This is a genomic window from Stenotrophomonas sp. PA-6-5C (genome assembly GCF_021605635.1).
Lineage (GTDB): Bacteria > Pseudomonadota > Gammaproteobacteria > Xanthomonadales > Xanthomonadaceae > Stenotrophomonas > Stenotrophomonas lactitubi.
Window position 1 is genome coordinate 14,110 of the sequence record NZ_WKEE01000006.1, and the last position, 21,798, is coordinate 35,907.

Genomic DNA, 21,798 nt, shown 5'->3' on the forward strand with positions numbered 1-21,798 from the left:
TTCCGGTAGTGCCGGCCGCTGGCCGGCAACACGGCGATTCATGGCACGAACGTGGCGTTGCCGGCCAGCGGCCGGCACTACCCGGCGCTGTCCATCGGGATCATCGCCGGCATCGCACACGGTGCCGGCATTTCCGCATCCGCTCGCGATGATCGCCACAAAGGCGCGTATTTTGACCGCCACTTAACAACCGATCCCGAAACACGTGATGCATTTCGCATCGTCACCTTCGGTCGGTATGCTGTGCCGCATGCAGCCAACGAAATACGCCCTGCCGCTGATGGTCCTCTCGCTTTGCGCCACGTCCGTGGCCCATGCGCGCGGCACCATCGACAAGGTGGACATCAAGGGATTGGACAAGGGCGACGACGCCGCGATCATCGAGAACATCCAGGAATCGCTGTCGTTGTTCGACACGATCGGCAAGGAGCAGGGCGAGTCGCGCCTGGAATACCTGCTGTCGCAGGCCGAGCGGCAGACCCGCCAGGCGCTGGAGCCGTTCGGGTACTACAACCCGGTGATCAAGGTCGAGGCGCCGCGGCAGGACGAGCACGTCACCGTGCTGATCCATGTCGACAAGGGCCCGCCGGTGCTGGTGCGCCGCGAGCATATCGACATCACCGGTCCGGCGATGTACGACCAGTACCTGCAGGACGACCTGACCGCATTCAAGCCCCGCAAGGGCCAGCGCTTCGAACATACCCAGTACGAAGCCAGCAAGATCACCGTGACCCGGCGCCTGGCCGAGCGTGGCTACTTCGACGCCGACTACACCCAGCGCCAGGTGCAGATCACCCGCGCGGACAACGCTGCCGACATCGACCTGACCTGGGACAGCGGCCGCCGCTACAACATGGGCCCGGTGACCTTCGAGCAGAATTACTTCGACGACAAGCTGTTCGACCCGCTGGTGTACTGGGACCAGGGCAGCTATTTCCACGAAGGCAAGCTGGACCGCCTGCGCGAGTCGCTGACCAAGCTCGATTACTTCAGCGTGATCGACATCCAGCCGCGCCCGGACCAGGCCGATGAAAACGGCGAGGTGCCGGTTGATGTGAAGCTGACGCGGGCCAAGCGCAGCATCTATTCCTACGGTCTGAGCTACGGCAGCGAAAGTGGCGCCGGTGTGCGCGGTGGCCTTGAACGGCGCTTCCTGAACAGCCGCGGCCACAAGATGAACACCCAGCTGGACTATGCGCAGAAGCGCAAGAGCCTGATCACCAGCTACCGCATTCCGGCGTTCAACTGGCTGGATGGCTGGTACACCTTCGCGGCCAGTGCCTATGACGAGCAGACCGACTACATCGATCTGCGCAACTTCAAGCTGATCGCCAGCCGCAGCGGCGAGATCAACGAGAACTGGACCGCCATCGCCTCGATCAACGCGCTGCGCGAGCGCTGGCGCTATGCCTCGGGCACCGAGTTCACCGATGCGGTCTACAACACGTCCACGCTGGTCTACCCGCAGATCGTGGCCGACTACGTGAAGGTGGACGACGAGCTGTTCCCGCGCAGCGGCATCAGTGGCACGGCGACGGTGCGTGCCGGCGTCGAAGGCGTCGGATCGGACACCAGCTTCGTGCAGGCCAATGCCGTGCTGCGCTGGTACATCCCGGTGGGGCCGACCAATCGCCTGATCCTGCGCGGCGAAGGCGGCACCACCTGGACCAGCGATCTGGTAGCGATGCCGCCCAGCCTGCGCTACTTCGCCGGTGGCGACCGCAGCATCCGCGGCTATGCCTACCGTGAGGTCGGCCCGCGCACGCCGAAACCGGACAAGTACGCGCTGGGTGCCAAGCACCTGGTGGTCGGCTCGGCCGAATACGAGCACTACTTCAATGGCGGTCCGTGGGGTGCAGCGGTGTTCGTCGATACCGGCAGCGCCTTCGATACCAACATCGACCTGCATACCGGCGTCGGCTTCGGCGTGCGCTGGAAATCGCCGGTGGGCCCGGTGCGGGTCGATATCGCGCATGGCCTGAACAACCCTGATTCGCAGTTCCAGCTGTACCTCAACATCGGAGCGGACCTGTGAGCACGCCCGCACCGACTCCGTCGCCGAACACGCCGCCGCGGCGCGTGCGCTTCTACCGTCGTCGCCGCTTCTGGGCATGGTCCGGCGCGGGCGTGGTCGGCCTGGTGCTGGTCGCCCTGCTGGCCGTGTACTGGCTGCTGCAGACGGTGGCCGGCCGCGACGTGCTGCTGGCGCAGGTGGTGGCGCGCCTGCCGGTGGGTGCCAGCTTCACCTGGGACAAGGTCGACGGCCCGGTGGCCGGGCCGCTGACCCTCTACAACGTCGACTTCCGCTACGACGACATCCATTTCCACGCCGAGCGCGCGCACCTGGAGCCGGACCTGCGCCCGCTGCTGGGCCGCAAGCTGCTGCTGGACAAGCTGGAACTGACCAACGCCACGCTCAACCTGGCCAAGAGCGATGAGCCGTTCAAGCTGCCGTCGTGGCCGGATTCGCTGCCGCAGATCGAGATGCCGCTGGCGATCCAGGCCGATGTGATCGCCATCGACAGTTTCCGCATCAGCCAGGCCAACGAGCCGGTGATCGACATCAGCCGCGTGCGCGGTGGCATCGAGATCGCCAATGGCGAGTTCCAGGCGCGCAAGCTGGTCGTGGACAGCGACATGGGCAATTTCACTGCCCAGGGCCGCTACATCCCGGCCAAGGATTACGACACCGACGTTACCGTCACTGCAGTGCTGCCGGCACCGCGCGGTCGGACTGCGGCCACGGTCGGCCTGGTCGCGCGCGGTGATCTGGCGCATATGGAAGTGGCGTTGGCCGGTCGCGCGCCGAAGCCGCTGCACGCGATGTTGGTGTTCGATGGCCGCACCGATCCGACCTGGAACGCGACCGTACGCAGCGACGAGCTGGACGTGGCGCTGTTGTCGCCGGCATTGGCCAGCTCGGCCATCGCACCGCTGGCATTGGACTTCACCGCCTCCGGCAAGGGCGGCAACGCCAACCTGCATGGCCGGGTGAAGCAGGGTGAGCAGGAACTGGAGCTGGCGCCGTCGGTGGTTTCGCTGCAGGACCAGGTGCTGAAGGTCTCGCCGCTGGTGGTCAAGGGCCTGGGCGGCGAAGCGCGCCTGGAAGGTACCGCTGATTTCAGCGAAGAAGACCAGCAGAAGCTGAATTTCTCGGTGATCGCGCAGGACCTGACCTGGGTGCCGGCGCCGGACCCGAACACTGCCGGCAGTTCACCGGTGCCGGTGACACTGAAGGAAGCACGCTTCGGCCTGGCCGGCACGTTGAAGGCGTGGGCGGCGATCGGCCGTGCCGATGTCGAGCGCGAAAAGCAGAAGGCGCAGCTGCGCTTCGATGTGCGTGGCAACGATCAGGCCGCTGAGATCCGCGAACTGCAGGCGCAGACCCCGGGTGGTCAGCTGCAGGTGGAAGGCAAGGTGGCCTGGGCACCGCAGCTGGACTGGGATGCCAAGGCCACGCTGAAGGATTTCGACCCGGGCTACTTCGCGCCGGGTTGGGATGGTCGTCTGTCCGGCAATCTCGCGTCCAAGGGACGTCAGTTGCCGCCGCCGGCCAACGCGCCGCCGGGCACTGCGGGCACGCTGGAGGCCACGGTGGACCTGCCGTCGCTGAAGGGCATCCTGCGCCAGCGCAATGTGGATGCCCAAGGCAAGTTCGCCCTGCAGGGTGAACAGGGCCAGGGTGAATTGAAACTGGCCGTCGGCAGCAGCCGGGTGACCGCCTCGGGCAAGGTCGGCGACCGCCTGGACATCGACGCGCGCTTCGAGCCGCTGCAGCTGAGCGATCTGCTGCCCGGCGCCGATGGTGGCCTGCGTGGCCAGGTGCAGGTGAAAGGCCCGCGCGATGCGCCGGACATCACCGCCGATCTGGTCGGCAACAATCTCAACTGGGACGGTTACGGCGCTGAAAGCCTGAGCATCAAGGGCCGGCTGCCGTGGCGTGGCGACAGTGGCACGCTGGCGATTCAAGGCCAGCAGGTCAACGCCGGCATGCTGCTGGAACGCTTGAACATCGATGCGCAGGGCAGTGTCTCCAACCTGCGCCTGGCCGCACAGACACGCAACGAACTGGGCGCGATCGAACTGCGGGGCAGCGTGCGCCAGCAGAGCGAGCAATGGCGTGGCGAACTGGCCGCGCTGCGCATCGCACCGGTGAAGGGCGATGCGTGGGCACTGCGTGCGCCCGCGGCATTCGCCATCAACGGCAGCACCTACACGCTGGGCGAAACCTGCCTGGGCGCTGCGACCGGCGGCGCCCTGTGCGCGCACGCCAACTGGCCGCGCGAAGGCCTGGTGGTGCGCGGCGATGCGTTGCCGCTGGCGCTGGTGCAGCCGTGGTTGCCACCGCAGTCCGGCCGGCGCATCTACCTGCGTGGCGAACTCAACCTGGACGCGCAGATCCGTCCGCGTGGCAACGCGTGGGAAGGGCACGTGGAAGTGCGCTCGGCCGAAGGTGGTGTACGCCTCGGCGAGAACCGCAACACCGGCGTCGGCGATGCCAACCGTGGCGAGCTGGTGCGTTATGACCAGTTCTCGCTGAAGCTGGACATGACCCCGGCCAGCATCAAGGGCTACCTGGGCATGGGCTTCCAGGGCAACGGCTTCGTCGATGCGAAGATGCAGACCGGTTGGGAGCCGAGTGCACCGCTCAACGGCGAGCTCTACCTCAACATGTCGCGCCTGTACTGGCTGGAACTGTTCTCGCCGGACGTGGTGCGCCCGACCGGCCTGATCGAAGGCCACGTGAGCCTGCGTGGCACGCGCGGCCAACCGTCGCTGGGCGGTGATGCACAGCTGAGCAACTTCAAGGGCGAGTTCCCGGCGCTGGGCCTGACCTTCGACCAGGGCAAGGGCAGTTTCGTCGCCCAGCCCGATGGGTCGGCCAAGATCACCGCACAGGCCAATTCGGGCAAGGGCACGCTGTATGTCGACGGCGGCCTGTCCTGGTTCGGCGATGCACAGCCGCTGCAGCTGAAGATCCACGGCGAGAATGTGCTGCTGTCCAACACCAGCGAGCTGCGCATCATCGCCAATCCCAACCTGGACTTCACCCTGGCCAAGGCCGCGATGGAGCTGCGCGGAACGGTGCACGTGCCCGAGGCCGACATCGATCTGGAGCGCCTGGACCGTGGCACCTCGGTGTCCGAGGACGTGGTGGTGCTGGACCCGGCCGATCCGGAAGAGTCGCGCACCTCACCGCTGGACATGGAGCTGGCCGTCAGCCTGGGTGACAAGGTCAAGATGAGCGGCTTCGGCCTGAAGGGCGCGCTGACCGGCAAGATGCAGGTCTGGGCCAAGCCCGGCCGCGAGATGACCGCCAACGGTGGCCTGGAAGTCAGTGGCCGCTACAAGGCCTATGGCCAGGACCTGACCATCACCCGCGGCAACCTCAACTGGAACTACAACGCGGTGTCCGACCCGCGCATCAACATCCGCGCCGAGCGCCGGATCGGTGATGTCACCGCCGGCATCGACGTGACCGGGCGCGCGCAGCAACCGCGCGCCGATGTCTGGTCCGATCCGGCGATGTCGCAGTCCGAAGCACTGGGTTACCTGGTGCTGGGGCGCAGCCTGACCGGTGCCAGCAGCGACCAGACCCAGCAGGTGAACGCCGCATCGGCCGCGCTGTCGGCGGGCAGTGGGCTGCTGGCTTCGCAGCTGGGTGCCAAGCTGGGCCTGGACGATGCCGGCGTCAGCCAGTCGCGCGCGCTGGGCGGCTCGGTGATCGGTGTGGGCAAGTACATTTCGCCCAAGTTGTACGTGGGCTACGGCGTATCGCTGGTCGGTGCCGGTTCGGTGATCACGCTGAAGTACCTGCTGCGCCGCGGCTTCGACGTGGAAGTGGAATCGAGCACGGTGGAAAACCGTGGCTCGTTGAACTGGCGGCGGGAGAAATGACCGGGTCGGGGTCGGCGCCCTTTCCTTGAAAGGGATCCGACCCCGGCTTCTTCAGCTGCGGCGGAGCCGCTGGCGGTGGCCGAACAGGTCCATGCTCCACAGCAGCAGCGCACCCAGCAACGCCGGCAGCACGCTGAGCACGGACAGCATCATCAGGAATGACACTGGCAATGCCATGCGGACGGGCTTGCCCCGGCGCAGCTGGTAGCGGATCCACGCTGTGGTCAGCACGGTCCAGGCCAGCAGCCAGCACAGCGGTGCCAGCCACAGCGAAGGCGAGGGCACCCACAGGTAGACGGCGGTACCGGCCACTGCGATGGCTGCGCAGGCGACCGGCAGGGTCAGCCAACGCAGCCCGGAAGGCGGCAGGGACGGTTCTTCAGGGGCGCTCTGCCAGACGAACAGATGCCGCAGGCCTATGGCCAGCAGAGTGCCCAGCACTGGCGCCAGCGCTGCCGTGCCCAGTACGATCGCCCTGCGCTGCTCCTCCGACTGGTAGGGCAGCAGCATGCTGGTGATCTGGGTGGTGGCCAACGCGATGAAGGCCACCAACGTCAGTGCCACGCTTGCCAGCAGTGCACGCAGCAATGACAGCTGTGCCGCAATGAGGCGGGTGACATCGCTGGCGCCGGCCCAGAAACGGGCTTGGCCCGGATCGATGCCGGGCGGCACAGGGCGGTCCTCATGGCAGCCCAGTACGTCCATCAACGCTGCGGCCTGGCGCGGCACGCGCAGCGGCAGCGCGGACATCAGGTTGCGCAGGTGCGAATGCGGCTTGCGTAGCTGCTTGAGGCGGCTGGCAGCGTCATCGTGGCTGGTCCAGCGTCCGCCACGCGCCTCCATCTGCTGGGCCAGCACGTCGGTCTGCGCGGGCAGCTGCAGCCAGTCCTGCCAGGCGTGTTCGGCCAGCTCGCGTAGTTCACCTGGTGCCAGGCCACAGCCCGCATCGTCCCAGCCGAAGGCCTGGTAAAGCGCCGCTGCTGCGGACAGGTTCATGGGGGCCTGCCGGGCGCGCAGCGCCTGCAGCACCCAGGTACTGGCTTCATCGCGCTCGTCCAGGGACCACTGGCTGCGCAGGCCCTGCAGATATACCGCGAAAGGCTGCGGATCGGTGGCCTTGGCGCGCTCCAGCAGTTCCATCCAGTTGCTCATGGGGTTGCCTCTTGTGGGGACAGCAGGTTTGAACGATCACTGTCTGCATTGCCCAGGGAACTGGAAGACGCCCCGCGGAGGATGGCGATGGTGGCCAGCAGGGCGCACGCCAGAAGGAGTGCCAGAGCCACCGTTCGCCAGGTGAAGCGCCTGCGGGACGGCACGGAACGATGCAGCGCGTCGCATGCGGCCGCCCAGAACAGGACTTGCTGGCGCTGCAATGGGGGCGGGGGCGCCACGTGCGCCATGACAGGCAAGCTGACCAGGCAATGCAGCGTTTCACGCATCTCGCGCCGCGTGCGCGCGGACAGCGCTTGGACGCGCGCGCGCAGTGGGTGCCAGGGTCCACTGAGCCGGCCGACACGAATGCGGGCCTGTGCCACCGAAACCGGCGCATCCTCGCGATGCATGTAACGGGCGAGCGCGGCCTCGTTGCCTGGCACCAGCAACCAGCACACGTGCATGCTGCGGCCAAGGGCGGCCATGTCGTAGCACTCGCGGATACTGCCCCAGTCATACCACTGGAAGCGGTCGGCCAGCTGTTCGAAGTTCGCCTGCGGAAACGGCGTGGTGCCCTTCATCAGCCGTTGCCAGGTTGCCAGCTTCACCGCACTGGCATCCGCGGGTGCCTGCAGTTCCGGGGACTGCTGCAGCCAGGCTGCGAAATCTGCCGGATCGTGCTGCTGCCCGTGGCGGACGATGCGGTCGGCAAGCGCTTCGGCGGCAGATGGCCCCGTCACTGCGGCTTCATCATTCATGCGTCGTGATTTCCTTGCGGCTTGCCACGCAGGATTTCCGCTGCCGAGCTTTGCGTAGCGGGCCTGTTCACAGAACTGCCCCATCGGCGCGTTTCACGCCGATCAGCGAATGCGTGGTGCCCAGATCGATTCCTGCGATCATCGGTCCTTCCCTGGTATCCGTGCCTGATTCTAGCCAGCATCGGTGCCCCCAACCATCGGCCGTTGCCCCATCCGGCCCCAGCGGCTATGGTCCCGGGCTGTTCTGTCGTACCGGATTGCCTCATGTCGCCACGCAAAGCCCTCCCCACCGCCCTGGCCCTGGGCCTGACCCTCGCCGCTGGCGCCCACGCCGATGAAGGCATGTGGATGCCGACCCAGCTGCCGGAGCTGGCCAAGCCGCTGCAGGCGGCCGGCTTCAAGGGCAACCCGGCCGATCTGGCCAACGTGACCGCGCCGCCGCTGAGTGCGGTCGTGCGTGCCGGCGGTGGCACCGGCTCGTTCGTGTCGGCCGATGGCCTGCTGCTGACCAACCACCACGTGGCGATGGGCGTGATCCAGTACAACAGCTCGCCCGAGCACAACTTCATCAACGATGGCTTCATCGCCAAGGGTCGCGCTGACGAGCGTCCGGCCAATCCGGACTTCCGCGTGCTGGTCACCGTCGGCTTCGACAAGGTGACCGACCAGGTGCTGGCGCAGGCCCAGGGCAAGACCGGCCGCGCGTACTTCGACGCGGTGGATGCAGCCAGCAAGCAGATCGTGGCCGAGTGCGAGAAGGACGGCAGCGTGCGCTGCTCGGTGGCCAACATGTATTACGGCACCGACTTCTATCGCATCGCCCAGCTGGAACTGAGCGACGTGCGCCTGGTCTATGCGCCGCCGCGTGCGATCGGCAACTACGGCGATGAGATCGACAATTTCATGTGGCCGCGCCACACCGGCGACTTCACCCTGCTGCGCGCCTACGTGGGCAAGGACGGCAAGCCGGCCGCCTACAGCAAGGACAACGTGCCCTACCAGGCACCGGCGCACCTGCAGATGTCGGTGGAAGGCCCGAAGGAGGGCGACTACGCGATGCTGGCCGGTTACCCGGGCATCACCTACCGCCATCGCACCGCCGCCGAATTCGCGGGCCAGATCGATACCGTGCTGCCGCGCCGGGTGTCGGTGTTCCAGCAGATGATCGACACCATCGAAGCGGCCAGTGCCAAGGATGCGCAGGCACGTACCCGCTATGCCTCGCAGCTGCAGTCGCTGAAGAACAACCGCAAGCGCGCCGCCGGTGAGCTGGAAGGGCTGCTGCGCAGCGACGCCAAGGCCCAGCGTGCGGCCGACGAGCAGGCGATGCTGGCCGCCACCGACCGCAAGTACCAGGGCGACATCAAGGCGCTGCTGGCCAACCTGTCGCAGGGCGCGGCGGTGGGCGAGCGCGACCTGCTGCTGGAACAGATGGCCGGCCAGAGCCAGCTGCTGCGCTCGGCGCTGCTGCTGGAACGCCTGCGCATCGAATCGGCCAAGCCGGACGCGCAGCGCGAGACCGGCTACCAGCAGCGCGACCAGGCGATGATCGAGGGCGTGCTGAAGCAGGTGCAGCGTCGCTATGCACCCGAGGTCGAGAAGGCACTGCTGACCACCCTGCTGACCCGATACCAGCAGCTTCCGGATGCGCAGCGCGTGGCCGAGTTCGACGCTGCGTTCGGCCGCACCCCGGCACAGCTGGCGCAGGCACTGGACACGCTGTACGCCGGCACCCAGCTGGGTGATGAAGCGCAGCGTCTGTCCCGTTTCGCCGCTGCCCGCGAAGGCAAGGCGCTCGCCGCCGACCCGCTCATCGCCGCGGCCGGCCCGCTGGTGGCCGCGCAGCTGCGCATCGAGAACGAGAGCAAGACCCGCGAAGGCGAACAGCTGCGTCTGCGCCCGGCCTACATGCAGGCGCTGTTCGCCTGGCGTGCCAAGCAGGGCCGTGCGGTGTACCCGGATGCCAACCGCACGCTGCGCATCAGCTACGGCAAGGTCGAGGCGCTGCACCCGCGTGATGGCGTGACGTACTCGCCGGTGACCACCGTGGCCGGCATCGTCGAGAAGAACACCAACGCCTATCCGTTCGATGCACCCAAGCCGTTGCTGGCCGCGATTGCCAAGGGCGACTTCGGCAGCACCGCCGATCCGGCGCTGAAGACCCAGACGGTCAACTTCCTGACCAACCTGGACACCACCGGCGGCAACTCCGGCTCGCCGGTGCTCAATGCCAAGGGTGAACTGATCGGCCTGAACTTCGACAGCAACTGGGAGTCGGTCAGTGCCAGCTGGTGGTTCGACCCACGCTACAAGCGCGCCGTGCACGTGGACATGCGCTACCTGCGCTGGCTGCTGGCCAAGGTCTACCCGGCGCCCGAGCTGCTGAAGGAAATGGGCGTTCCGGCGGAATAAGGCCGGATCGAGCGCGGATTGCCGGCCCCCACCTGGGTGGGGGTGCCTGATGATTGTGGACCCCCACCTTGGTGGGGGTGGTGGCCCTTCACCCAGCCCGTACACCCGGCCACGCGTGGCCTACACTGCGGGTTCCTTCGACGGAAACACGCGCTTGGTCTCCAGCTGGATCCTGCTGCTGGTCTCGGTTGCCTATGCCGCGCTGCTGTTCGGCGTGGCGTGGTGGGGCGACCGTCGGCCGATGTACCCGGACCGGCCGTGGCTGCGACCGGTCGTCTACAGCCTGGCACTGGCCGTGTACTGCTCGTCGTGGACCTTCTACGGCGCAGTCGGTACCGCCGTGCGCAACGGCGTGGGCTACCTGCCGATCTACATCGGCCCGCTGCTGCTGCTGTTGTTCGGCTGGCGCATCATCGAGCGCCTGGCGCTGATCGCGCGCAGCCAGAACGTGGTGTCCATCGCCGACTTCATTTCCTCGCGCTTCGGCCGCTCGCGGCGGCTGGCGGCGCTGGTGGCGATCATCGCGCTGATCGGCATCATTCCCTACCTCGCCCTGCAGTACAAAGCGGTGGCGATGAGCCTGCAGGTACTGACCGGCAACACCGGGCCGACCGGATTCTTCAGCGACCCGGCCCTGTATGTGGCACTGCTGATGGCGCTGTTCGCCACCCTGTTCGGTACCCGCCAAGTGGATGCCACCGAACACCACCACGGCATGATGCTGGCCATCGCGCTGGAATCGGTGATCAAGCTGGTGGCGATGGTGGCGGTGGGCGTGTTCGCCTATGTCTGGCTCAGCGACCGCAACGAGGCGGTGGTGGAGTCGGTGCATACGTTGTTCACCGGGCTGCCACCGGTGGGCTTCCTCTCGCAGACACTGCTCAGTTTCCTGGCCATCATCTGCCTGCCGCGCCAGTTCCACGTGGCCGTGGTCGAGTGCGGCGACGTGCGCGACGTGCGCCGCGCGCGCTGGATGTTCGGCGGCTACCTGGTGCTGATCTCGGCGATGGTGCTGCCGATCGCCACGGCCGGCATCAGCCTGTTCGGTACCGGAAGCGGCGTGGCCGACGACTCGATGGTGCTGGCGTTGCCGCTGGCCGAGGGTCGCAACGCGCTGGCGCTGATCGCCTATATCGGCGGGTTCTCTGCCGCCACCGGCATGGTCATCGTGTCCTCGATCGCGTTGGCGACGATGGTCAGCAACGACCTGGTGATGCCGGTGCTGCTGCGGCGCAGTGGTGACCACCAGGAGGCGGCCGACGTCGCCTCGCGCGTGCTGTGGATCCGCCGCCTGGCGATCCTGCTGCTGGCATTGATGGCCTACAGCTACTACCGCAGCAGCAGCAACGACAGCACCCTGGCCTCCTATGGATTGATGGCCTTCGCCGCAGTAGCGCAGTTCGCGCCGGGCCTGATCGGTGGCTTGTACTGGCGTGGCGCCAGCCGTCGTGGCGTCGAGACCGGCATGCTGCTCGGCTTCGCCACCTGGCTGTACACCCTGCTGCTGCCAGCGATGACGATGGCCGGCTGGATGGATGCCGGCTGGGTGCAGCATGGTCCGTTCGGCATCGATTGGCTGCGGCCTCAGCAGCTGTTCGGCATGACCGGCTGGGACCCGCTGACCCATGGCACGTTCTGGTCGCTGCTGGTCAACGCGGCGACGATGATGCTGGTATCGGCGCGTTGGCGCCCGGGCGTGGATGAGCGCCTGCGCGCTGCGCCCTTCCTCGATCCCTATGCCGAGCGGCCTTCCGTGGCGGGTGGTTGGCCGGGCCACGTGCACGTGGGCGATCTGCTGGCACTGGCCTCGCGCGTGGTCGGTGAGCGCCATGCGCGACGCTCGTTCTTCGAACAGGCGCAGTCGCTGGGGCGCGAGCTGCAGTCCTCGGCACCGGCTGACCGGCCCTGGGTGCAGTTCACCGAACGCCTGCTGGCGGCGTCGATCGGTGCGGCCTCCGCACGCCTGCTGCTGACCAGCCTGCTGCGCGGCTCGGGCATGGACCTGGGCGAAGTAGTGGCGGTGCTGGACGAAGCAGGACAGGAGCTGCGCTTCAATCGCGAGATCCTGTCGACCACCCTGGAAAACATCAGCGCCGGGGTCAGCGTGGTCGATCCGGACATGCGCCTGACCGCCTGGAACCGCCGCTACCAGGACATGTTCGGCTACCCCGATGGCATGCTCTACGTGGGTCGTCCGGTGGCCGATCTGATCCGCTACAACGCCGAGCGTGGTGAGCTGGGTGAGGGCGATATCGAACTGCAGATCAACCGCCGCATCGGCTACATGCGCGCCGGTTCGCCGCATGTGTTCGAGCGCACCCGCAGCGATGGCAAGGTGATCGAAATGCGGGGCCAGGCACTGCCCGGCGGCGGCTACGTCACCAGCTACAACGACATCACCGACTACAAGCACGCCGAACGCGCGCTGCTGGAAGCCAACGAAACGCTGGAACAGCGCGTGGCCGAGCGCTCGCATGTTGCGGAAGTCGCGCAGCAGTCCAAGACCCGTTTCCTGGCCGCAATCAGCCATGACGTGCTGCAGCCGTTGAACGCGGCGCGATTGTTTGCTTCGGCGCTGCGCGACAGTGACCATGTGAGCGACGAGCAGAAGCACCTGGCCGAGCGCGTGGATGCGTCGCTGCGTGCGGCCGAGGAGTTGCTGGATGGGCTGCTGGACGTGTCGCGGCTGGATGCCGGCGGCCTGCATCCGGTGATCGGCGAATTCGACGTCAGTGCGCTGATGCGCGAGCTGGCCGCGCAGTACACACCGGTTGCGGCCGGACGTGGGCTGCGCCTGGATCTGTTCGCGCGTACCACCTGGGTGCGCAGTGATCGCCGCCTGCTGCGCCGCGTGCTGCAGAACTTCCTTGCCAATGCGCTGCGCTACACGCGGCAGGGGCGCATCGTGCTGGCGGTGCGCCAGCGCGGCGATGAAGTGGAACTGCAGGTGTGGGATACCGGCCCCGGCATTCCCGAGCATCACATGCGGCAGATCTTCGACGAGTTCCACCGCTACCAGCAGCCGTTCGACTGGGGCGAGCAGGGCCTGGGACTGGGCCTGTCCATCTGCCAGCGCATCTCGCGCCTGCTCGACCATCGCTTGAACGCGCGCAGCCGGGTCGGCAGTGGTTCGATGTTCTCGATCATCCTGCCGCGGGTGGCGCCACTGCCGGGCTATACCGATGCGGTCGCCCTGGCGGCGACGGCACCGCCGGTCCGCAGCGATTCGTTGGCGGGCCTGCGCGTGCTGTGCGTGGACAACGACGAGGAGATCCTCGATGGCATGCGCGCGCTGCTGGGGCGCTGGCAGGTGCAGGTGATCACCGCATCGACGGTGGACCAGGCGCTGCAGAAGATCGCCGAGCGTCCGCAGGTGATGCTGGTGGACTACCACCTGCACGATCGCATGGATGGCCTGGACGCGCTGGTGGCATTGCGCGAGGCGGCGGGCTATCCGTTGCCCGGTGCACTGCTTACCGCCGATGGCCGCGATGAACTGAAGCGGATGGCGCGCGAACGCGGCTATCGCCTGTTGACCAAGCCGATCAAGCCGGCGTCGCTGCGCGCGTTCCTGGGCGCGCTGCGGGATACCCGCAACGGCGATGCCTGATGGGCAACTGTAGAGCCGAGCCCATGCTCGGCTCCTGCGCGAAGCGCGGTGTTCCGCCGTCTGGCTGGAGAGCAGCCGAGCATCGGCTCGGCTCTACAAAATCTTGATTGCTCGAACTCCCTGTAGAGCCGAGCCCATGCTCGGCTCCTGCGCGAAGCGCGGCTCATATATAGCCTTCGCTATAAAAACCAGCCCTGCCTGCGCGTTTCGCTGGAAATGCGCCACGCGCGGATCGCGGTGCTAAGCTTCGCGTCCCCTTGGGGAGTAGCCGGATTCCTGCGCAGGAATCGTCCACGTCAACATACTCGGCGAGTGCGCCGTGGCGTGGACAACCATGATGGTTGGCGAGACCAGCGGCCCGCGCGCGCAACATCAGGTTGGGCGCGAGCGCAGGCCGTGCGTCCGTCCTTGCCCGACCTCAACAGCCGCCAATGTCCCCCCTTTCGATCCTCCTGATCGGCTTTGCCATGTCCACCGATGCTTTCGCCGCAGCGATCGGCAAGGGCGCAGCCATGCGCAAACCGGTGTTCCGTGATGCGCTGCGCGCCGGCATCATCTTCGGCGTCATCGAGGCGATCACGCCCATCATCGGTTGGCTGCTTGGCCGTGCCGCGCTGCAGTACGTGGAAGCGTTCGACCACTGGATCGCCTTCGGCCTGCTCGGCGCGCTGGGCATCCACATGATCTACAACGGCCTGCGTCCGGACAACGGCGAGGACGATGAAGATCCTTCGCAGCACCATGGTTTCTGGAAACTCGCACTGACCGGATTCGCCACCAGCATCGATGCGATGGCGGTGGGCATCGGCCTGGCCTTCATGGACGTGCATATCGGGGTGATGGCCGCAGTCATCGGCCTGTGCACGCTGACCATGGTCACCGCCGGCATCATGCTGGGCCGCGTGCTCGGCAGCATGGTCGGCAAGCGCGCCGAAATAATCGGTGGCGTGATCCTGGTGATCATCGGTGCGACGATCCTGTATGAGCACCTGCACGGTGTCGCGTAAGCAGGGATACCTGTAGAGCCGAGCCCATGCTCGGCTGACGTCTGAAGCAGCCGAGCATGGGCTCGGCTCTACATTGGGGCAATGGCCGACATGCAGCGCAGCACTTCGCTGATGTAGAGATCCTCTGCTGCGCCGTAGTCTTCCCGTATGGCCAGTCCCGCACTCCGTTATGGTCGCTGGTCGCATACCGGCAATGTCTATGCGCTTACCACGGTGACGCATGCGCGTCGCCCCTGGTTCAGTGACAAGGCCAACATTGAGCTGTTGATAGAGGCATTGCGCACCGTTGAGCGGACCGGTCGGACCGTATCCCTCGCCTGGGTGGTCATGCCGGATCATCTGCATTGGCTGTTCGAACTACGTACCGGCACGCTAGCTGGCTGCATGCAGATCCTGAAGTCCAGGAGTGGAAGGTCCGTCGGCAGGCGCGTTGATGCCAACGCGCCAATCTGGCAGCCGGGGTACTACGATCGTGCACTGCGCAGTGATGAATGCCTGCGAATGCAGGCGATGTACATTGCGGCGAATCCAGTGCGTGCCGGGTTGGCTGCCCGTATCGGGGAGTACCCCTATGCGTGGAGTCGATGGCCGCTTGAAGCGTGATCTGGAATCTGGCGAAGAGCAGCCGAGCGTGGGCTCGGCTCTACAAATGCATCATGAAGTCTGTAGAGCCGAGCCCATGCTCGGCCCTGAAGTTCATCACGATCAGTCTTCTTCCGGCGGCAGCACGATGGCGTCGTCGTCGATCGCCAGCTTGCCGGCCATCAGCACCGCCTGGGTGCGGTTGGTCACGCCCAGCTTGCGCAGGATCGCGGTGACGTGGGCCTTGATCGTTGCCTCGGAAACATTGAGGTCGTAGGCGATCTGCTTGTTCAAGCGGCCCGCGCCGAGCATCTGCAGCACGCGGAACTGCTGCGGGGTCAGCTCGCGCAGGCGCTGGCCGACTTCGCGTTCTTCGCTGCCGGTCGGCGGCACGTTGTGTGCTTCCGGCGGTGCCCAGGTCTCGCCATCGAGGATGGTGCCGAGCGCATGGCCGATGGTGTCCGAATCAGCGGACTTCGGAATGAAGCCCAGCGCGCCGTGGTCGAGTGCGCGACGCATCACCGTGGCTTCTTCGCGTGCGGAGACCACCACCACCGGCAGCTGCGGATGCAGCGAGCGCATGTGCACCAGCGCATTGAAGCCCTGTGCGCCGGGCATGTTGAGATCCATCAGGACCAGGTCGGCGTCGTTGTGCTGGTCGGCCAGCGCATACAACGCTTCCACGCTGTCGGCCTCGAACAGTTGAACGCCCGGAATGACCCGCTGCACGGCACCCCGCAGGGCTTCGCGGAACAACGGATGGTCATCGGCAATCAGGAGGGTGGTCATGGGTCGAGCTTATCGATCAGGAAAAAGGGCGGTGTGATGGTTGGCACAGGACGGGTTGAACATGGCCGGGTCCCTCCTCCCGGCCACGTTCGTGGCGCGTACTGTGCCCGCGCCCACGTCATCAACGGACCTTGCGTTCGTCCACCAGCGACGCCACCACCGACGGATCGGCCAGGGTCGAGGTGTCGCCGAGCTGGTCCGGCGCGTTCTCGGCGATCTTGCGCAGGATACGGCGCATGATCTTGCCCGAGCGGGTCTTCGGCAGGCCCGGCGCCCACTGCAGGTGATCGGGCGTGGCGATCGGACCGATCTCCTTGCGCACCCAGGCGACCAGTTCCTTCTGCAGCTCGTCGCTGGGCGCTTCTTCGGCCACCAGGGTGACGTAGGCATAGATGCCCTGGCCCTTCACGTCGTGCGGGAAGCCGACCACGGCGGCCTCGGCCACCTTCGGATGCGAGACCAGCGCGCTTTCCACTTCGGCGGTGCCGATGCGGTGGCCGGATACGTTGATCACATCGTCCACGCGGCCGGTGATCCAGTAGTAACCGTCTTCGTCGCGGCGGCAGCCGTCACCGGTGAAGTAGCTGCCCGGGTAGGTGCGGAAATAAGTATCGATGAAGCGCTGGTGGTCGCCATACACCGTGCGCATCTGGCCCGGCCAGGAATCACGGATGATCAGGTTGCCTTCGGTTGGGCCGTCCTTGATCTCGCCATCGGCGTTGACCAGTGCCGGCTGCACGCCGAAGAAGGGCAGGGTGGCCGAACCCGGTTTCAGATCCATCGCGCCGGCCAGCGGCGAGATCAGGATGCCGCCGGTCTCGGTCTGCCACCAGGTATCGACGATCGGGCAACGGCTGTCGCCGACCACCTCGTAGTACCAGCGCCAGGCTTCCGGATTGATCGGTTCGCCGACGCTGCCAAGCAGGCGCAGCGAGGCACGCGAGGTCTTCTTCACCGGCTCCTCGCCTTCGCGCATCAGCGCGCGGATGGCGGTGGGGGCGGTGTAGAAGATCGACACCTTGTGCTTGTCGATCACGTTCCAGAAGCGTGAGGTGTCCGGATAGTTCGGTACGCCCTCGAACATCAGCGAGGTCGCACCATTGGCCAGCGGGCCGTACACGATGTAGCTGTGGCCGGTGACCCAGCCGACGTCGGCGGTGCACCAGTAGATGTCGTCCTCGCGCAGGTCGAACACCGCTTCATGGGTGTAGGCCGCGTACAGCAGGTAACCGGCGGTGGTGTGCAGCACGCCCTTCGGCTTGCCGGTGGAACCGGAGGTGTAGAGGATGAACAGCGGATCCTCGGCGTTCATCGGTTCCGGTTCGCAGCTGGCCGGCTGGCTGTCGACCACATCATGGAACCAGCGGTCGCGCGGTGCCTGCATGTCCACCGCGCCGCCGGTGTGACGCACCACCAGCACGGTTTCAACCGTATTCGTGCCGGGCAGCTTCAGCGCCGCATCGACGTTGGCCTTCAGCGGAATCTTGCGGCCACCACGCAGGCCTTCGTCGGCGGTGATGATCAGCTTGCTCTGGCAATCGCTGACCCGGTCGGCGATCGAGTTCGGCGCGAAGCCACCGAACACCACCGAGTGGATCGCACCGATGCGCGCGCAGGCCAGCATGGCCACGGCAGCGTCGACGATCATCGGCAGGTAGATGGTGACCCGGTCGCCCTTCTTGACGCCCAGGTTGCGCAGCGCGTTGCCGAGACGGCAGGTGCGCTCGTACAGCTCGCGATAGGTCACGTGCTGGGCCGGCGCATCCGGGCTGTCCGGCTCGAACAGCAGGGCGGTCTTGTCGCCACGCTTTTCCAGCTGACGGTCCAGGCAGTTCACGCTGGCGTTGAGCTCGCCATCTTCGAACCACTTGATGTGGAAGTCGGCCAGGTCGTAGCTGACGTTCTTGATCTTCGTCGGCTTGCGCGACCAGTCCAGCCGCTCGGCGGCCTTGCCCCAGAACGCATCCGGATCGGACACCGAGGCCTGGTACTGCTGTTCATAGGAATTCTTGTCGATACGCGCCTTGGCGGCGAACTGCGGATCGACGGGGTAGAGATCAGCCATGGCACCCTCACTTGCACGTTGACTTTGTGTGTGCAGCCGCAGCATTGCAGCAGCCGTTCCCTCTCAGTTTGCCCCATCCACCCCCGGTCGCGTCACCACTTCGGTTAGACCTTGGTCGAAAGTCGGGCCCCTGCAGGCCCGGGTTCGACCAATGGCCAATAGCCGGTGCGTGCAAACGCCCCGCAGTCTCGGCTCGACCGTGCCCCACGCGCGGCATCACCTTGCCACTTGGGAGAGAGGGCAACATGAGCCACCGTACGTTGAAAGCCGTGCGCACACCTTTGGCGGCCTGCCTGTTGGTCGCCCTGGTCGCACCGGGCATGGCGTTCGCCGAGACCGCCAAAGAGAAGGCACTGGAGTCACGCGTCGCCGAACTGGAGCGGCAGGTGCAGGCGCTGCTGGCGTCGCAACAGCAGCAACAGACCCAGATCGTGCAGACCCAGCAGGCGGTCACCGACGTCCGCACGCTGCAGGCCGAACAGAAGCCGGCGGTGCCTGCGGGCAAGCAGCCGATCCAGGTCACCACCATCACCCCCGGCGCGGCGCCGGGTACCACGGTCAAGATCGGCGGCTTCATCAAGGCCGATTTCCTGGCCACCCAGACCAGCGATGGCCAGCTGGCCGACGATGCCACCGGCCGCGCGCTGTACCTGCCCGGGCAGACCCCGGTGGAAGGTGCAGGCGGCAGCGGCAAGCGCTCGGACGTGGACTACAACGCCCACGCCAAGTTCTCGCGCTTCAACCTGGGCATCGACAACGTCAGCGAGTCGGGCAACAAGGCCGGCGCGTTCTTCGAGATGGATTTCTTCGGCAATTCGCTGGGCAACCAGACCGCCACCAACACCTATGGCGTGACCCTGCGCCATGCGTACATGTACTGGAACAACTGGATGGCCGGCCAGACCTGGTCGAACTTCATGGATGCGGCGTCGCTGCCGGAAGCGGTCGACTTCGTCGGCCCCACCGACGGTGTGATCTTCGTGCGCCAGGCCCAGGTTCGCTACACCAAGGGCGGCTTCAGCGTCGCGCTGGAGAATCCGGAAACCACCACCCTCACCGGCACGCGCAATCCGGTCACCGGCGCCTGGACCAACGCCAGCGCCAACTCCGATCGCGGCAGCCTGCCGGACCTGACCCTGCGTTATGGCTGGAAGGGTGACTGGGGCACCTTCGGTGTCGGTGGCGTGGTCCGCCAGCTGAAGGTCGACAACCAGACCACCGGTGCCAAGGCTGACAAGGTGGCCGGTGGCCTGACCCTGGGCGGCAAGTGGGTGATGGGTGACAGCGATTCGCTGCACTACCAGTTCACCGGTGGCGAGGGCATCGCCCGCTACATCGGCCTGGGCATCACCGCCGATTCGGCCTATGACGTGGCACGCGACGAACTCAACCCGACCGGTGTGATCGCCGGCTACGTCGGTTGGCGCCATGCCTTCTCGCCGAAGCTGCGCACCAACCTGATCTACGCGCGCAGCGACTACGACAACGACAGCATCCTCGGCCCGCTGGTGACCAAGAGCGTGCAGAGCATCCGCGGCAACATCTTCTATTCGCCGATGCCCAAGGTCGATGTCGGCGCCGAGCTGATGTACGGCAAGCGCGAGATCGAGAACGGCAACAAGGGCGACATCACCCGTCTGCAGTTCACCACGAAATACAGCTTCTGATCGAGTGCCGACCAACGGTCGGCACCTGCCGAGATTGAGTGCCGACCATGGTCGGTATCTACCTAGACTGCGTGCCGACCAAGGTCGGCACCTACAGAGGGAAAGCGTCCCATGTCCACAACACCCGCACCGGCGAAAGCCCAACTTACCCAGGGACACAAGAAGGTCATCTTCGCGTCCAGCCTGGGCACCGTTTTCGAGTGGTACGACTTCTTCCTGTATGGCTCGCTCGCGGCGATCATCGCCAAGCAGTTCTTCAGCGGCGTCAATGAAACCACGGGCATGATCTTCGCCCTGCTGGCCTTCGCGGCCGGCTTCTTCGTGCGACCGTTCGGCGCGGCCTTCTTCGGCAGCCTCGGCGACCGTATCGGCCGCAAGTACACCTTCCTGGTCACCATCCTGATCATGGGCATCTCGACCTTCCTGGTCGGTGTGCTGCCCAACTACGCCTCGATCGGCTTCGCCGCGCCGGTGATCCTGATCATCCTGCGCCTGGCCCAGGGCCTGGCGATGGGCGGCGAGTACGGTGGTGCGGCGACCTATGTGGCCGAACACGCACCGGACGACAAGCGTGGCCTGTACACCAGCTTCATCCAGTGCACGGCCACCCTTGGCCTGTTCATGTCGCTGCTGATCATCCTGGCCTGCCGCTATTTCCTCGGCAACGAAGCCTTCGAAGCCTGGGGCTGGCGCATTCCGTTCCTGGTCTCGATCGTGCTGCTGGGCGTGTCGGTGTGGATCCGCCTGCAGCTGAGCGAGTCGCCGCTGTTCCAGCAGATGAAGTCGGAAGGCAAGGGTTCCAAGACGCCGTTCCGTGACAGCCTGAAGGGCGGCAACCTGAAGCTGATGCTGCTGGTGCTGCTCGGTGCTGCCGCAGGCCAGGCGGTGGTCTGGTATGGCGGCCAGTTCTACGCGCTGTTCTTCCTCAGCAGCATGCTGAAGGTCGATGCCACCACCTCCTACCTGCTGATCGCCGCCGCGCTTGCACTGGGCGTGCCGTTCTTCATCTTCTTCGGCTGGCTGTCCGACCGAATCGGCCGCAAGAAGATCATCCTCGCCGGCTGCCTGCTGGCCGCCGTCACCTACATCCCGATCTTCAAGGGCCTGACCCACTTCGCCAATCCGGCCATCGAAGAAGCCCGCAGCAGCTCGCCGGCGCTGGTCGTGGCCGATCCGAACACCTGCTCGTTCCAGTTCGATCCGGTCGGCCTGCGCAAGTTCACCAGCTCCTGCGATGTGGCTACCGCTGCGCTGACCAAGGCCGGTGTGCCGTATGACGTGCAGCCCGCCGCCGCCGGCTCGCTGGCGATGGTCAACGTGGGCAGTGCCAGCGTCACCTCGTATGAGGCCGCCGGCCTGACCAAGGAAGAAGGCAAGGCCAAGGCCGATGCGTTCGGCGCCGAGCTGAAGGGCGCACTGGTCACCGCGGGTTACCCGGCCAAGGCTGATGGCTCGCGCATCAACATCGCCGGCACGATCTTCATGCTGTGGCTGCTGGTGCTGTACGTGACCATGGTCTACGGCCCGATCGCCGCCTACCTGGTCGAACTGTTCCCGACCCGCATCCGCTACACCTCGATGTCGCTGCCGTACCACATCGGCAACGGCTGGTTCGGTGGCTTCCTGCCGGCGATCTCGTTCGCGCTGGTGGCCGGTACCGGCAACCTGTACTACGGCCTGTGGTACCCGATCATCATCGCGCTGATGTCGGTGGTGGTGGGTGGCCTGTTCCTGCGCGAGACGAAGAACGTGGATATCACCAAGTAAGAATGATGTTCATTGGATGAAGGAGAGGTCGTGGTGCAGACCACGGCCTTTTCGTTTCCCTGTAGCGCCGAGCCATGCTCGGCGAGCGCGC

Annotated in this window: 12 protein-coding genes and 1 riboswitch; of the genes, 8 read left to right on the forward strand and 4 right to left on the reverse strand. The window is 66.1% G+C overall.

The window, feature by feature from the left end:
- Positions 1–238: 238 nt before the first annotated feature.
- Together GIW57_RS03670 and GIW57_RS03675 are read left to right on the forward strand one after the other, a co-directional pair.
- Positions 239–2,035 (forward strand): autotransporter assembly complex family protein, encoded by a 1,797-nt coding sequence (locus tag GIW57_RS03670; protein ID WP_100461964.1) that lies wholly within the window; start codon positions 239–241, stop codon positions 2,033–2,035.
- Entirely contained in the window at positions 2,032–5,898 is a 3,867-nt protein-coding gene (locus tag GIW57_RS03675; RefSeq protein ID WP_236509182.1) for a translocation/assembly module TamB domain-containing protein, read from the forward strand. The genes GIW57_RS03670 and GIW57_RS03675 overlap by 4 nt, the downstream gene beginning before the upstream one ends.
- A gap of 51 nt (positions 5,899–5,949) precedes the next feature.
- Here the strand turns inward: GIW57_RS03675 and GIW57_RS03680 are convergent, their stop codons facing one another.
- Positions 5,950–7,050, reverse strand: coding sequence for a hypothetical protein (locus tag GIW57_RS03680; RefSeq protein ID WP_236509183.1), 1,101 nt, complete (start codon positions 7,048–7,050; stop codon positions 5,950–5,952).
- On the reverse strand, positions 7,047–7,808 hold the full coding sequence (locus GIW57_RS03685; protein WP_236509184.1) for a hypothetical protein: 762 nt from the start codon (positions 7,806–7,808) through the stop codon (positions 7,047–7,049). Before GIW57_RS03685 ends, GIW57_RS03680 begins: the two co-directional genes overlap by 4 nt.
- Positions 7,809–8,072: 264 nt before the next feature.
- Here GIW57_RS03685 and GIW57_RS03690 point away from each other — a divergent pair, with 264 nt between their 5' ends.
- From GIW57_RS03690 to GIW57_RS03705, 4 genes are all read left to right on the forward strand, one after another.
- Positions 8,073–10,220 carry a S46 family peptidase gene (locus GIW57_RS03690; RefSeq protein WP_236509185.1) on the forward strand — a complete coding sequence of 716 codons (2,148 nt, stop codon included), beginning with the start codon at positions 8,073–8,075 and terminating at the stop codon, positions 10,218–10,220.
- A gap of 154 nt (positions 10,221–10,374) precedes the next feature.
- Entirely contained in the window at positions 10,375–13,830 is a 3,456-nt protein-coding gene (locus GIW57_RS03695; protein WP_236509186.1) for a PAS domain-containing hybrid sensor histidine kinase/response regulator, read from the forward strand.
- 253 nt (positions 13,831–14,083) lie between these two features.
- Positions 14,084–14,173: riboswitch (yybP-ykoY riboswitch) on the forward strand.
- Between the two features lie 88 nt (positions 14,174–14,261).
- The gene (locus tag GIW57_RS03700; RefSeq protein WP_230111190.1) at positions 14,262–14,837 is read left to right on the forward strand and encodes a manganese efflux pump MntP family protein; all 576 of its coding nucleotides are present in this window, start codon (positions 14,262–14,264) and stop codon (positions 14,835–14,837) included.
- A gap of 147 nt (positions 14,838–14,984) precedes the next feature.
- Positions 14,985–15,440 carry a transposase gene (locus tag GIW57_RS03705; protein ID WP_236509187.1) on the forward strand — a complete coding sequence of 152 codons (456 nt, stop codon included), beginning with the start codon at positions 14,985–14,987 and terminating at the stop codon, positions 15,438–15,440.
- Positions 15,441–15,542: 102 nt separating this feature from the next.
- Here the strand turns inward: GIW57_RS03705 and GIW57_RS03710 are convergent, their stop codons facing one another.
- On the reverse strand, positions 15,543–16,208 hold the full coding sequence (locus GIW57_RS03710; protein WP_005420420.1) for a response regulator transcription factor: 666 nt from the start codon (positions 16,206–16,208) through the stop codon (positions 15,543–15,545).
- A gap of 121 nt (positions 16,209–16,329) precedes the next feature.
- On the reverse strand, positions 16,330–18,273 hold the full coding sequence (acs, locus tag GIW57_RS03715) for an acetate--CoA ligase (protein WP_089237893.1): 1,944 nt from the start codon (positions 18,271–18,273) through the stop codon (positions 16,330–16,332).
- Between the two features lie 245 nt (positions 18,274–18,518).
- On the opposite strand from acs, the gene GIW57_RS03720 reads away from it, so the two are divergent.
- Entirely contained in the window at positions 18,519–19,940 is a 1,422-nt protein-coding gene (locus tag GIW57_RS03720; RefSeq protein WP_236509188.1) for a DcaP family trimeric outer membrane transporter, read from the forward strand.
- A 111-nt stretch (positions 19,941–20,051) separates the two neighbouring features.
- Positions 20,052–21,707 (forward strand): MFS transporter, encoded by a 1,656-nt coding sequence (locus tag GIW57_RS03725; RefSeq protein WP_100461973.1) that lies wholly within the window; start codon positions 20,052–20,054, stop codon positions 21,705–21,707.
- Positions 21,708–21,798 lie beyond the last annotated feature (91 nt).

What these genes read in the sequence shown, in the direction of transcription:
- GIW57_RS03670 (WP_100461964.1), top strand. Translation starts at nt 239, where the DNA reads ATGCTGTGCCGCATGCAGCCAACGAAATACGCCCTGCCGCTGATGGTC.
- GIW57_RS03690 (WP_236509185.1), top strand. Translation starts at nt 8,073, where the DNA reads ATGTCGCCACGCAAAGCCCTCCCCACCGCCCTGGCCCTGGGCCTGACC.
- GIW57_RS03725 (WP_100461973.1), top strand. Translation starts at nt 20,052, where the DNA reads ATGTCCACAACACCCGCACCGGCGAAAGCCCAACTTACCCAGGGACAC.
- GIW57_RS03720 (WP_236509188.1), top strand. Translation starts at nt 18,519, where the DNA reads ATGAGCCACCGTACGTTGAAAGCCGTGCGCACACCTTTGGCGGCCTGC.
- GIW57_RS03680 (WP_236509183.1), bottom strand. Translation starts at nt 7,050, where the DNA reads ATGAGCAACTGGATGGAACTGCTGGAGCGCGCCAAGGCCACCGATCCG.
- GIW57_RS03685 (WP_236509184.1), bottom strand. Translation starts at nt 7,808, where the DNA reads ATGAATGATGAAGCCGCAGTGACGGGGCCATCTGCCGCCGAAGCGCTT.
- GIW57_RS03710 (WP_005420420.1), bottom strand. Translation starts at nt 16,208, where the DNA reads ATGACCACCCTCCTGATTGCCGATGACCATCCGTTGTTCCGCGAAGCC.
- GIW57_RS03705 (WP_236509187.1), top strand. Translation starts at nt 14,985, where the DNA reads ATGGCCAGTCCCGCACTCCGTTATGGTCGCTGGTCGCATACCGGCAAT.
- GIW57_RS03700 (WP_230111190.1), top strand. Translation starts at nt 14,262, where the DNA reads ATGTCCCCCCTTTCGATCCTCCTGATCGGCTTTGCCATGTCCACCGAT.
- acs (WP_089237893.1), bottom strand. Translation starts at nt 18,273, where the DNA reads ATGGCTGATCTCTACCCCGTCGATCCGCAGTTCGCCGCCAAGGCGCGT.